Annotated in this window: 17 protein-coding genes; 9 read left to right on the top strand and 8 right to left on the bottom strand. The window is 42.1% G+C overall.

Annotated features, from left to right (window positions below):
- The first annotated feature begins 204 nt into the window (after positions 1-204).
- Positions 205-462, top strand: a complete 258-nt coding sequence (locus V7K69_RS12085) for a BolA family protein (RefSeq protein WP_069070136.1) — start codon at positions 205-207, stop codon at positions 460-462.
- 91 nt (positions 463-553) lie between these two features.
- A complete protein-coding gene (grxD, locus tag V7K69_RS12080; protein ID WP_335034539.1) occupies positions 554-877 on the top strand; it encodes a Grx4 family monothiol glutaredoxin in 324 nt (107 codons plus the stop codon).
- Between the two features lie 303 nt (positions 878-1,180).
- Here the strand turns inward: grxD and V7K69_RS12075 are convergent, their stop codons facing one another.
- Positions 1,181-1,429, bottom strand: coding sequence for a DUF6761 family protein (locus tag V7K69_RS12075; RefSeq protein ID WP_335034537.1), 249 nt, complete (start codon positions 1,427-1,429; stop codon positions 1,181-1,183).
- 578 nt (positions 1,430-2,007) lie between these two features.
- On the opposite strand from V7K69_RS12075, the gene V7K69_RS12070 reads away from it, so the two are divergent.
- Entirely contained in the window at positions 2,008-2,781 is a 774-nt protein-coding gene (locus V7K69_RS12070; protein WP_193948652.1) for a response regulator transcription factor, read from the top strand.
- A gap of 60 nt (positions 2,782-2,841) precedes the next feature.
- Here V7K69_RS12070 and V7K69_RS12065 read toward each other — a convergent pair whose 3' ends face one another.
- The 4 genes from V7K69_RS12065 to V7K69_RS12050 all read right to left on the bottom strand — a co-directional run bounded on the left by V7K69_RS12065 (position 2,842) and on the right by V7K69_RS12050 (position 5,469).
- The gene (locus tag V7K69_RS12065) at positions 2,842-3,609 is read right to left on the bottom strand and encodes an ABC transporter ATP-binding protein (RefSeq protein ID WP_335034601.1); all 768 of its coding nucleotides are present in this window, start codon (positions 3,607-3,609) and stop codon (positions 2,842-2,844) included.
- Between the two features lie 41 nt (positions 3,610-3,650).
- A complete protein-coding gene (locus V7K69_RS12060) occupies positions 3,651-4,217 on the bottom strand; it encodes a hypothetical protein (protein ID WP_335034534.1) in 567 nt (188 codons plus the stop codon).
- A gap of 116 nt (positions 4,218-4,333) precedes the next feature.
- Positions 4,334-4,795: a DUF4079 domain-containing protein gene (locus tag V7K69_RS12055; RefSeq protein WP_335034532.1), complete on the bottom strand. Its 462-nt coding sequence runs from the start codon at positions 4,793-4,795 to the stop codon at positions 4,334-4,336.
- 293 nt (positions 4,796-5,088) lie between these two features.
- Positions 5,089-5,469, bottom strand: a complete 381-nt coding sequence (locus V7K69_RS12050) for a DUF1830 domain-containing protein (RefSeq protein ID WP_335034530.1) — start codon at positions 5,467-5,469, stop codon at positions 5,089-5,091.
- A gap of 567 nt (positions 5,470-6,036) precedes the next feature.
- Here V7K69_RS12050 and V7K69_RS12045 point away from each other — a divergent pair.
- The 5 genes from V7K69_RS12045 to V7K69_RS12025 all read left to right on the top strand — a co-directional run bounded on the left by V7K69_RS12045 (position 6,037) and on the right by V7K69_RS12025 (position 10,232).
- Complete coding sequence (locus V7K69_RS12045; protein WP_194143077.1) at positions 6,037-7,629, top strand: photosystem II high light acclimation radical SAM protein; 1,593 nt, start codon at positions 6,037-6,039, stop codon at positions 7,627-7,629.
- 77 nt (positions 7,630-7,706) lie between these two features.
- A complete protein-coding gene (locus V7K69_RS12040; RefSeq protein WP_335034527.1) occupies positions 7,707-9,104 on the top strand; it encodes a DICT sensory domain-containing protein in 1,398 nt (465 codons plus the stop codon).
- A complete protein-coding gene (locus V7K69_RS12035) occupies positions 9,101-9,739 on the top strand; it encodes a pentapeptide repeat-containing protein (protein ID WP_335034524.1) in 639 nt (212 codons plus the stop codon). The genes V7K69_RS12040 and V7K69_RS12035 overlap by 4 nt, the downstream gene beginning before the upstream one ends.
- 53 nt (positions 9,740-9,792) lie before the next feature.
- Entirely contained in the window at positions 9,793-9,993 is a 201-nt protein-coding gene (locus V7K69_RS12030) for a hypothetical protein (RefSeq protein WP_335034522.1), read from the top strand.
- A complete protein-coding gene (locus tag V7K69_RS12025) occupies positions 9,990-10,232 on the top strand; it encodes a hypothetical protein (RefSeq protein ID WP_335034520.1) in 243 nt (80 codons plus the stop codon). The genes V7K69_RS12030 and V7K69_RS12025 overlap by 4 nt, the downstream gene beginning before the upstream one ends.
- A gap of 25 nt (positions 10,233-10,257) precedes the next feature.
- On the opposite strand, the gene V7K69_RS12020 is transcribed toward V7K69_RS12025, so the two are convergent.
- From V7K69_RS12020 to clpS, 3 genes are read right to left on the bottom strand one after another with little or no spacing between them, the layout of a single operon-like run.
- Positions 10,258-10,881, bottom strand: coding sequence for a type IV pilin-like G/H family protein (locus V7K69_RS12020; RefSeq protein WP_335034518.1), 624 nt, complete (start codon positions 10,879-10,881; stop codon positions 10,258-10,260).
- Complete coding sequence (locus tag V7K69_RS12015) at positions 10,878-11,711, bottom strand: CPBP family intramembrane glutamic endopeptidase (RefSeq protein WP_335034516.1); 834 nt, start codon at positions 11,709-11,711, stop codon at positions 10,878-10,880. Before V7K69_RS12015 ends, V7K69_RS12020 begins: the two co-directional genes overlap by 4 nt.
- A gap of 60 nt (positions 11,712-11,771) precedes the next feature.
- Positions 11,772-12,053, bottom strand: coding sequence for an ATP-dependent Clp protease adapter ClpS (clpS, locus tag V7K69_RS12010; protein ID WP_114081141.1), 282 nt, complete (start codon positions 12,051-12,053; stop codon positions 11,772-11,774).
- 282 nt (positions 12,054-12,335) lie between these two features.
- On the opposite strand from clpS, the gene V7K69_RS12005 reads away from it, so the two are divergent.
- Positions 12,336-12,680 (top strand): hypothetical protein, encoded by a 345-nt coding sequence (locus V7K69_RS12005; protein WP_335034513.1) that lies wholly within the window; start codon positions 12,336-12,338, stop codon positions 12,678-12,680.
- Positions 12,681-12,903: the final 223 nt, after the last annotated feature.

The raw sequence follows: 12,903 nt of genomic DNA, 5'->3' as shown, positions 1-12,903 counted from the left end.
CCCATCTCCCTTATCTCCCTAATCAGTCGCTTGGGAACGCCCCAGTGCTAGGATAGAGCTATCCGCCGTAGCCAAAATCTGAGCGTTCTCAAAAATACACCTCAGAGGCGGGTTTATCTACAGCCTTGCCAAAACCTGAACTTGGCACGGGCATTTACTCCATATCTGTTAATAATAGAAAAGTAAGTTTTTTCAGGAATTGCGATGATTAGTCCGCAGCAGGTTGAAGCAATGATCAAGGCGGAACTGCCAGATGCACAGGTTCAGGTGCAAGACTTGACTGGTGGCGGCGACCACTATCAAGTGACAGTAGTTTCATCGCACTTTGCAGGTAAAGGACTAGTGCAACAGCACCAGTTAGTTTATGGTGCGTTGGGTCAAGCTATGTCAACTGAAGCGATTCATGCCTTGGCGGTAAAAACATACACTCCCGAAGCTTGGCAAGCTACAGCAAGTTCCTAAAGTTAGGAGTATAGGAGTAGGAGTTAGGAGTTATAAAATTTTTAACTCCTTAGTCATCATCGTTGAATGCAACATAGGAAATACAAATACCATGACACCAGAACTCAAAGAGAAAATTGATAACTTGCTAGAACACAACAAAATTCTAGTTTTTATGAAGGGAAACAAGTTAATGCCCCAATGTGGTTTCTCCAACAACGTTGTGCAGATTCTCAATACCTTGGGAGTTCCCTTCGAGACGGTTGATGTTCTTTCAGACTCTGAAATCCGTCAAGGAATTAAAGAATACTCTAGCTGGCCGACAATTCCCCAAGTGTATATCAATGGTGAATTTGTTGGTGGTTCTGATATCTTGATTGAACTTTACCAAAAAGGTGAATTGCAGCAAAAGGTAGAAGTAGCACTAGCTTCCTAATCTCTCTAAGCAAATTAGAGAGAATGCGCTCAATTTGCGCTTCTTTATCAAGGCTATATGCCATTTTTAATGTCCTTGAGAGGAGAGACACTATTTATCTCCCTTTCAAGGTTTTTTAATAGGTTTTAGTCAACAATCCCCTCAGTCGTATTGGCAAGACCAATATAGAGCTGAGGGGATGCGTTTAATCAATACAATATCTCCAAAATCTCACACCACGGCAACCCGTTGACCAATACAGATAATATGCTATAATCATCTGCGGTAATTAACGGTTACTATCAATGACCAACTAAATGGTACTTAGTAGTAATCTGGTTGTGGCTGCGGTTGCGGCACTGCAAAGTTTGACCCATCGTACAAGTAGCGGCTGGCTTCCTCTTCTAGACGATGAATCAGATAAGGTTCAATAACGTTGCTATGTCGCAGTGCGGCTAGATATCCATCCAAATACATCCGCATATCATCCGTGCGATAACCGCGATTCCATAACTCGATGAAGGCATCGGTGAGTCTTTGGTAATAGCGGATGGTTTGTGTGTCTTGGAGCATAACTGCTGTATTAATCTCTTTGGAATGAGAATTGTAAATGATTCACGCTCAAATGTGAAGTGTAATTTCACTTTGGCATTAATTCAAAGTCAACACATCTACTTTGGGTACTACCCCTAGCAGCTACAAGTTACTTTAATCCTATTCCAGAAAACATCGATTCTAGTTATCTGCTCAGTTATTTGTCTAATTTTCATATTCAATGACCCAATTGTATTGGTGTTATATTTCTAGATGAGGGCAGTAATTTTGCGGAGAAATCTACTTTTCCCATCAGGTTGAAAAGCTGTTGTATTAACGTTTAGCTGATTGGTTATAGATATTCCCACATTACACCCATTAAAAGCAGAATGTTAAGCTACAAGAATTTTTGATACGTCTAACAACACTGCTGAGAAATTTAATAAAAATTTAATAATATTTCTAATCCCCTATCGGCAAGGCATAAATTAAAGATATTGCTACGTTTTTTATGAGGAAATGTAAAGCTAATAGCAGTTGAAGTAACAAAGGCTACAAAACCTTAGAGTTGGGCTTGTTACTTTGAAAGTCATCAGACGCTAAGGGGTCTTGCCGCCGTGGGTTCGGTTTGTATAGAAATCATTGAGGGGAATCCCCATCTGAGGTCGTTGTTGGGTTGGCACTTGCAACAGCTAGAATACCGTGTGCATCAAGCTGCCAGTATTTATCAAGCAAGGGAAGTATTTTTAAGCCATCAACCAACACTGGTAGTATTGGATGCAGACCTGCCTGATGGTGATGGCATTGAGTTTTGTCGTTGGTTGCATCGTCAGCAGCAGCCTCTAATCCTAATGCTATCTGCTCGTAATACCGAAGGTGATATCGTCGCAGGTTTAAAGGCGGGTGCAGATGATTACCTGAGTAAACCTTTTGGGATGCAAGAGTTTTTGGCACGGGTAGAGGCACTGATTCGCCGGAAACGCACACCGACTGCACCAGCTTATTTGGATTATGGCACTTTGCAAATAGATTTAGTCCAGCGCCGTGTCCGTTTCCAGGGGGAGTTTATCGACTTAACGCCCCAAGAATTCAGTTTGCTGTATGTTTTGGCACAAGCTGGGGGAGTACCTCTGAGTAGATCAGAATTGCTGCGTCGTGCTTGGCCTGACGCTATCGATAACCCTCGTACCATTGATACTCACGTTTTATCGCTGCGGAAAAAGGTTGAACTTGATCCTCGCCAACCAAATTTGATTCAAACTATCCGCAATGTAGGATACCGTTTTAACATGGAAATTTTGAATACCAATATTTCACAATCACAAACGACAAAGTTAGCTAGAGAGAGATTTAATAATCAACGTTCAACACTTACTAGTAGTCAAGTGTAGATGGGGTATGGGACATGGGGGAGTAAGAAAACGATTCCTGATTCCTGTCTCATCCAAAATTTAAAATCCAAAATCGTCCTGAGCTTCTGCTTGAATTAATCTTTCTCGTAATTCAAGCCAGTCTATCTCAGAGACTGTTTGATTTGCGGATAAACGACCTTGTTCTAGGTTTAATAATCGAGAACAAAACATTTGGGCAAGTTCCAGTTGGTGATTTACCATCAGAATCGTGGTTTGATGAGTTTGACTCAACTGGTTTAAGACTTGCATGAGATGAGAAGCTGTACCAGCATCAAGGGCAGAGGTTGGCTCGTCTAATAATAATATTTTAGGCTGGATGAGTAAGGCACGAGCGATCGCTACTAGTTGTCGTTGTCCAGCAGAAAGTTGCACCTCTGTTCGCCCTAACCATTCACTGGGAATATGCAGTTGTTCTGTCCAGTGACCGACTCGTTGCTGAATTATCTGTTTGGACAAACCACGCAAAACTAAAGGGTAAGCTAAGGCTTGCCCAACTGTCATCCCTAACAGCTTTGACTCTTGCAATACAAGTACAGTGATCTGGCGTAGCTGGATGACAGGAATTTGGCGATATTCTTGATTTTCTAGATAGATTTTGCCACTGGTGGGCTCAATTAGGCGGTTGAGAAGGCGTAATAACGAAGTTTTCCCTGCGCCTACTGACCCTACAATGGCAATACGTTCGCCCTGAAATACTTCCAAGTCAATGTCTCGCAATATGGGATACCCTTGCTGATTGCCTGGAAGTTGGGTTTTCAGCTTTGTAAACAGATTAACTTGCTCTAGCTTGAGTATGACCTTATTCAAGGGAAGTGGGGAGATAGGGAAGAAATAACCAATGCCCAATTTTAAGTTAATTGTGCAGTAGTTAAGGCTGTAGCGATCGCCCAGCCATCGACTAATAGTAACAGCAGCGTGAATCCTAGTAAAATCAGGTACATCCACGGCTGTGCTAAAGGGCGAACATCTGTAGTATCAATGCCTGTCTTTGCTTGGACAATTTGCACGAAACGGGCAAATCCAGCTACACGCATTGGTAGTAAATAAGCTTTCCCATCCTGGCTGAGGAAGTAATAAACTAGCCCTCCTTGACCAGTGGTGCGGGGTTTTAACTCTTTTACCTCTGACCAAGGTAAAGACCAGCCTTTACGAAAAAAGCGAGGAACCCAGGCGGGGTAAGTAACCTGAATTCCCTGGTCATCTACCATTACTTGTTCAGTTAATACCGCGTATAAGACAACTAAGCCGATGCCAATCCCTATCCACAACAATTCTGGGGGTATGGGTGCGGCTGTTACCTGCGATAAAAAGGGTAATGGGACTGTGAGTGCTATGTATAGACTCAGCAGCGTTATCCGAATTAAAGGAGACAGACGAAAAATAGAAACTGAGATATTGGCTGAGTTTGCTGTCACGGCTTAATTACAATGCTTTTCTTCATTGTAGGGTAGGTCTATGTCTTGGCTGGACTGTTGAAATAAGGTATGCCACTTTAATAATTCGTAATTCGTAATTTGTAATTACTAATTCTTTAAGGTAAATACTTTTGTACTACAATCCAACCAGTAAGGGATACCCAGGCAAATCCTATAAACAGAATAATATTTACACCAATGTGTAAGGGCCTAGCCCAAGAGCGTCTGGCACTAATTTGCGTGGCACTGAAAGCAGACAATAAAACTAATGCTACGACTATCAATCCCGCAACTAAGTGTGAGGAGTGACCTAAAGAGCCAAAGTGCCCTAAAGTGCCAACAATACCGATCGCCAGCAATAGTAGCACTAAACTTACCATACTGATGCCCATTGTATAGTGGAGCGATCGCAACCCTTTATTTCCGCCCATAAATGGCGTAATAAAAGGAAATTGCTGCGAAGTTCTCGCTCGAAACATTAAAACGCCGGTGATTGCTAACATCAGATATGCCAGCAGGGACAAACCCATCGACCAGGCCGCTATTTTCCACAACCAAAGAAATGAAGGCAGATTCATAAGACTGATTGTAGATGAGAGTGGAAGCAATACGGTTCGGATAAGATAATTTGTCTATCGATAACGCTTGTAGAGACGTTGTAATGCAACGTCTCTACACACCATAACCCCGACTCATAACCTATAACCGAACCCTATTGAGAGTGGAGGAGTGTGGAAGATGAGGGAGCAGGGAAGCAGAGGGAGAATAATAATTCCTAACGAATGACAAATGACAAATGATTAACACATAAAAAGGGCTGCCGAATCAAGCAACCCTAAAATTGAGTCAAATTTTTTTTAATTAACAGCTGCTAAAAAGCGACTTGTAAGGGTTTTATACTATCTCCAGTGTTTGTATTAATTTGCTGCACCAATGATTTGGTATTAATAGGGTCTTTTCCAGATAATGAGTCTGTATCAAACTCATTAGTACTGGGTTCTTCGAGCTTCAGGCGATCGCACGGAATCTTATCGGATAAAATTGCACTTGCCATCATCCCTGTATGAATCTCCAATTGACCTTTTCGCGGAGCTTCAAAAACTAAACGTTGTCCAGGGAAAACAACCCTTTCAAAGTACCAGTTGGGAATATTGCAGATGCGAGCCACCTGTATTTTGCTCGTGGCATTAATGTAGCAGCAGAGAATTTTTCCCGATTGCTCAGGTGGTAGAGGATCTAATATTTGAGCCATAACTGCTGAGGAGCTTTACGCCACAATTTTACATTACACCAGCCAAGCCTAGCACTCACTGATCCCCAGTTGCTGTAACTGTGAATACCAACTGTGTCTTTGGAGATTATTTCTTCCTAAAGATATATTTGTAGTTATAAAAATTTTGTAACTATTTGTAGCTTTTTCGGAATTATACACTATACACAAAAATTTTTAAGATTTTTATCCTGGTATCAAAACTTTAATTCTCTTGAGACGACGATCCCCTTGCTTTTCGCCTAGCGACTAAGGGAGTTTTGCCGTTTCATCTATCCCAGGATTAATAGGCTGGGATCATCGCTTAATGAATAAACTCAATGTTATGGTAAAGCTATATGAAAAATATCTTCATAAAGCCTATCTATAAATTCTATGTATGTTTTATGCATAGCAATTTTAGGGTTTCCTGCAATTGCTAATATTAGTTTTCTCATTACCAGCAATCAAACGAAATGTCAAGTGCGATTGTGATAATTAAAACCCCATAAAACAAGCACATTTCTTTAAAACTGGATGTTTTTCTCGCTTTCTCCAAAGATTGGCAAGATGGAAGTCAAAACACAAATGATGGAAAATCGAATTCTTTACGTTCGCCTTCCTTGTAACCCCATCTTTCCTATTGGGGTTGTCTACTTGAGCGATCATGTCCATAAGCAGTTTCCTAATATTGAACAGCGCATCTTCGATTTAGGAACGGTGCCACCTTTAGACTACAATTCTGCTCTAGATCGTTGTATCGATGAATTTAAACCGACATTGCTAGTCTTTTCTTGGCGGGATATTCAAATTTATGCCCCAGTTGGTGGGCGTGGTGGGAACCCACTGCAAAATGCCTTTGAATTTTACTACGCTAAGAATCCTCTATTAAAACTACGTGGCGGATTGGGCGGGTTACGAATTTTCATCGCTTACTATGTAGAGTTATGGCGAAACCAGGGCTTAATCAAACGCGGTTTAAAGCGTGCCCAAAAATATAATTCTAATGCCCGCGTAGTTGTAGGTGGTGGTGCAGTTAGCGTATTTTACGAACAGTTGGGTAAAAGCTTACCCCAAGGGACAATTATTTCTGTGGGTGAAGGGGAAACCCTGCTGGAAAAACTTTTAAGTGGCAAAGATTTTCGAGATGAACGCTGTTACGTTGCGGGAGAAACCCAACCACGAAAACGCCTGATTCACGAACAACCCACCCCACTAGAAAAAACAGCTTGTAACTACGACTATATCGAAACCATCTGGCCGGAATTTAACTTTTACCTGCAAGAAGAAGACTTTTATATAGGTGTACAAACTAAGCGTGGTTGCCCCCACAACTGTTGTTATTGCGTCTATACGGTTGTCGAAGGCAAACAAGTACGCATCAATCCAGCAGATGAAGTAGTTGCTGAGATGCGCCAATTATACGATCGCGGCATCCGCAACTTTTGGTTTACCGATGCCCAATTCATCCCCGCACGAAAATTTATCGACGATGCCATAGAACTCTTGCAAAAAATCGTCGATTCTGGTATGACAGATATCCACTGGGCAGCATATATCAGAGCCGACAATTTGACACCAGAGTTGTGTGACTTGATGGCGAAAACCGGGATGAACTACTTTGAAATCGGGATTACCAGTGGTTCTCAAGAACTTGTGCGGAAAATGCGGATGGGGTATAACCTGCGAACCGTCTTGCAAAACTGCCGTGACTTAAAAGCAGCTGGTTTCAATGATTTAGTTTCCGTCAACTACTCCTTTAACGTTATTGACGAACGTCCCGAAACCATCCGCCAAACCATCGCCTACCACCGGGAACTAGAACGAATTTTTGGTGCTGATAAAGTCGAACCTGCTATCTTTTTTATTGGGCTACAACCTCATACCCATTTAGAAGAATACGCTTTCAAAGAAGGCATCCTCAAGCCAGGGTACGATCCAATGAGCTTGATGCCGTGGACAGCCAAAAAACTTCTCTGGAATCCCGAACCCCTTGGTTCATTCTTCGGCGAAGTCTGCTTGCAAGCTTGGCAACAAAACCCCAACGATTTCGGACGCGAAGTCATGAAAATCTTAGAAGAAAAACTGGGTTGTGCCGACTTAGAAGCAGCACTTTCCGCACCAATAGAAACGAAAGAAAAACAGTTAGCGGGTATATCCTAGAAAACACGAATTCTGATTTTCTCCCCTTTTCTTTCTCTGTGTCCTTAGCGCCTCTGCGGTTATTTTTACCAAATCCCATGTTAGAAGGTTCAATCCTACAACAGCTAGAAACAGCCCATCGCCATACCACCAGGCCAATTCGATTCGGTGTTTACTACAAAAATACCCTAGTTGCCCTGTGCCATGCCCTAGAAGACCATATCTTAACAGATGACGGTACACCCCTAGTGATCACAGCCTTTCAACAGGGGAAATGGTATCTACAAGAAGCTGAACGATATGCAGACATCGCCCAGCGCAGCCGCCAAATTGCCATTATGGCCGCTTCTGAATCTGGCTTTGCTGAACATCCTACCAGCCAGCTACCCAATGTAGACTTAGTAGGATTAGATGCAGGCGATCCAGTGGCGCAGGAGTGGCACTTAATTATTTTATCGCCCAAATACACAGCAATGGTAATTTGTCAAGAATTGTCAGAAGCTGATTATGGTAGCACTGGAGTACCGACATCAGACTTAGAGCGGAAATTCTATGGTTTGTGGACATTTGAGCCGGAGTTAGTCCAAGAGACAGCAGAAATAGCGATCGCTCACATCAAAAAATACAATCCAGAACTGGCCCAAAAACTTACAGCCGATAAAGAACAAATTGTACCGTCAATGGACAGATCCCAAAATTTAGGTGCAGTTGTCTCTCGTGTCGTAGATTACCTCCAGATTGGTCAAGATAATTTATCCATCCCCACAGCACCTCAGAAACAAACCCTAGATCGCAACTTGGTTTCTAACGAAATCCAAGCCTTTTTGCGAATGGCGCAACTGATGGATATGGCAGATGTGAACAATCCAATGGCAGCTGCGGAAGTAGTAGTTCTTGCTGAAGCGATCGCCCAGCTTTTGGATCTTCCCGCCTGGCAGATTAAAAGATTGCGCTTGGCGGCTTTGTTACATCGCATAGATCCACTACAGAAAGCAGAAAGCGTTCTCACTGGTGGTATATCCACACGCTACCAAGAAGATGCACCCAGTTGTCCTTTAACTTGTCCCTTAGTACCAGGGGCGCAAGTATTGCGAACCATGCCAAGATTACGAGCAGTTGCCCAAATTATTACTCACCAAAGCGAGTGGTGGGATGGCACAGGGGAACCAGCCGGTTTAGCTGGAGATGAAATTCCCCTAGAGTCGAGGATTTTGGCATTATTGGCAGACTTTCAGTGGCGAGTCAATGAGCGAAAATCGTCAAATCAAAGCCGGGAACAGATATTTACTCAAGCATTAGATGAGTGCAAACAGCAACAATCTAACCGCTTTGACCCTAAACTTGTAGATACCCTAACTTTATTAGTTATGGGTTTACAACAGGGACTCGACTTACCCATCATGACACCCAAATTCAGCGCCGGCATCTGGATACTCGATTCCCAATGGGATAGCCACAGCAAGATAAGTGAGCAGATTGGTAGTTACTTTACATGAATATTGAAGCCATTAGATTAGGAAAACTCAAACAACTTCCAGGGGCAAATTTAGAAGACGAGGAACTCTCCCGACTGGATTTAAGCCGGATTAATCTTGCTGGCGCTACCCTTGTCGGCACTAATTTCGCCGCTTCCAAACTCGAAGGTGGGCATTTGGAGGGGGCAAATTTGATGGGAGCCAACCTCCAAGAAACTGACTTGCGGGCGAACTTGATGGGAGCCAACCTGATGCAAGCAGATTTAACGGGTGCTGACTTACGGGGTAGCAATTTGCGTGGCGCTAACTTGATGGGAGCCAGACTCAGTGATGTGTCATTGGTAGGTGCTTTCTTGAGTGGTGCCAATTTGATGAACGTCAACTTACAAGGCGTTGATTTGCGCGGTGCTGACTTGCGCGGTACAAACCTGACAGGGGCAAATCTCAAAGGTGCAGATTTGAGTCGCGCCGATTTGCAAGGTGCTTTGTTGAGTGAAGCAAACTTGGAAGAAGCTGACTTGCGGGGGGCGAATTTGGCAGGGGCGAATTTGACAGGAGCGAATTTACTCTGTGCAGAGTTAGAAGGTGCAAATTTGAGCGGCGTTAATTTGAATAAAGCTTGTGTGGTGGGTACTGTGGTTGAGACTCTTGCGTGAAGATTTGTGAGCCTAACCGTACCTAGTCACAGTCCCGATTAAGGAATCAAAGCATGACCGATGACAGCCAATCAAACAACTCAGATGAAGAAGAGTTTGACCCGGTAACAGATCCAAGGGATTGGTCGGCAGCAGAAACAGAGTTAGCCTGTTTTGCGCTTCCCAGAAGCAAGGGTAAACGGTTGGTTAAAATCATCAATACCAAAAAACCACCTATGCCGATTATTTGTATTTTTGAGGACTACCTACAATGACACCCGTCGCCGCCCAAGTCTCAATCACCACAATTATTCCTATGTTAACCGCGATCGCAAATCGGCAATGGGAACAGTTCAAAGAACTGGAGGCAGATTTTGTATCCCAGTATGGTGTAGAGGTATGGCAAGAGGTTTTTAATTTCCGTCTCAAGCCAGCACTAGATAAAGATTCTGACAGATGGCTACTGATCGAGTGGTGTGGTGAAGGAATTATCTCAGTCAAAAATGTGGCGTAGGTGCGATCGCTGCTATTTAATGGTGTTAGATTGCGTTATCGTTTTTCTTTTTAAATAATTCAGTTTTTAAATATACTTTTTTGGCTTCAGGAGGGCAATCTACTAAACCATTTGTATAGTATGGTCGATGATTTAAGGGTGCATATCCTGGCCCAGTACTTTTACAAACGATACTTACTATTTTTATGTCTTTAGTATCAATAACAGGAACGACAAAAACACCACCGACATAAGAACTCAAATCTATGCCCCAATTGCCATCACATGCTTCCTGTCTTGCATAAATATAAATACCATTTACAGTTGATGTATCATTAATTTCAGGAATAGTTTTAGTGTAGTAACCATAACATTTTTCAGTTTTTAAAAAAGATGAATTTGATTTTAATGGTTTATCAAGTAGTTTCAGGAAATTTTTATGGGTTTGAAAGTAGTTTTTTTGATTCTGAATCATAGATATAATATTATCTTCTGCAATTTTCTCATATTGTGATTCATCACCTGGTGAATATATCTCAGCACATCCAGCGATAAGCAAGTTAATTAAAATAATATTAGAAAATAACAAATTCTTAAAAATGAGAAAGCATTTTAAATTACATTTGCTCGTAAGTAATAAAGGTGATACGATTAAGACTTTTATTTTCATATATGACGCGATCGCTCACTTCGCCCTCGTATCCCCAAAGCTAGTACACTCATTAACAACACCCCCATCACTCCTTGTAGGGGGTTATTATTCACACCAGTTACCCAATCAGGAACTTGACCAGAATATTTGACTAATTCGCCAACATTAATAATGTAGTAGCCCCAAACTAAACCACCATGCAAACCAATTGGTAAACCCAAGCGTCCCCTTCGCCAACGCTTTCCCCATACTTGCGTTAACCCCAGCAGTACTAAAGCTGGAAATTGCGGCAGTGTATGAATAATCGCTTCCAAGGGTTTAATAAAATGCAATGTGGCAAAGGCAGTTGCATCTGTCCACAGTGCGACACGCGGATTGTAGTCTCGTTGTAATTCATCTAGCAACCAGCCTCGGAATAACAATTCCTCAGCAAATCCAACACCTAAGCCAACAAGTAAGCCCTCTAAAATTATTTTCAGCAAGAAAATTTTCGGTTGTTGCCACACCAACCAACCCAACAAACTTTCTACCCCAAAAAGTATCAGAATATTAATTATCCCCAGAGCCAAGCCACGTAGTAAATCCACAACGTTTTGCCGCGTGAATTCTAAGCCATAATGCCGCAGAATTTGGGGCTGTTGGTAGACATATTTACCCCATAGTCTGAGGAGAAAAATAAATATTGCATATAACAACACCAATGTCAATATACTTTCTAAGTTTGAATCATGCACTAGAAAGTATATTGGTGCAGCTAATGGCAACCATAGCAACAATAAAGTCAAAATAAAACAACCCAGCCTAATAGGGGCAGGGCGTTCAGCTAAACGGACAAGGTTTTTTTTCATACCAATGTTAAGTCACCAGCCAATACTCTATGATTTCAACTAATGACCAATGACCAATGACTATTCATCAGGTTCAATCGTGCTACTTAAACCGTGACTTATCAATGTTTCGCAATAGAATTCAGCGTGTTCTAGAGCGCAAGTAATTACTAAAGCTAGCCCGTTAGTATGGGCTTCCATCATGATGCTCACAGCTTGGGGTTGGGTAAGGCTAGGTACAGTGGCTATGAGCGACTGTACAACATGCTCCATAGAGTTGTAGTCATCGTTATGGAGCAAAACGCGATACCGGGGCGCTAGCTTACGAATTGTGGAAGGCTTTTCAATAGTTTCAACTGACACGGCTCTTTGCTCTTTTCTTGTTGATTCACTACTACAAAGTGTCTGTGTAGCGATCGCTTAACAGTTATTTACCTATTCTATAGTATTTCAGTTCAGATACTATGCTATAAAAACCGCTCTACTTAGTTTTGCGTAGCCACTTGTGAAGCAGATGTCTGAGACATACTTGCCGTGAGAGTGCTACCCTAATCTTACAGAAGCTTCCTTAAACCTAGCGCATTTTCATTTTTAAAATTAAGGAAATTGCAAAATAATCCTTGCCCCTGCCCAAAATCCATAATCATGGACATTAGCCTAGATTTTCTTCAACCAGGACAAATTGTGTCTTTAGAGCATGGCGACAGAAATCTGTATGCAGAAGTCATTCAATTTGTAGTTTCCCGCCAGTTGTGCTGGGCGCGTCCTTTACTAATGGTTACTTTAATTCAAGAATCGCAGCTAATTACCGATTTGCGAGATGCGTCTGACTTGCTTTGGCCTGCAAATTTATTTCGACCAGCATTAGATACAGAAGTAATTACCTTCTTGAGTCAAGTTTTAGCAAAAGAACCAAAAACTGAGCCTGACTCAGCCGCCAAGCAGCAACTTAATCAATTTATTCACCAACTATGGTCAGCATATCAATAGGTATGGGGCAAAAGATATGACTAGAAGTTAGTTTATCTGAAGTGCCAACAGCCATATTAATGATATCAACTCCCTTCGCAACGAGTTCATTCTGCTTGTGGACAGTTTCAGCAAACAGAAAGGGAGGAATTTTTCTCGGCGTTTAGCGAACTACATGGCGATTTACTCCGAATGCACAATAATGTAGAGGGTTATTAGCACGGTTTACGCCATTCTAGTTATT

The organism is Nostoc sp. (assembly GCF_036917775.1).
Taxonomy (GTDB): Bacteria; Cyanobacteriota; Cyanobacteriia; order Cyanobacteriales; family Nostocaceae; genus Nostoc.
Note: the sequence above shows the minus strand (reverse complement) of the source record. Positions and strands in the feature narration are given on the sequence as shown.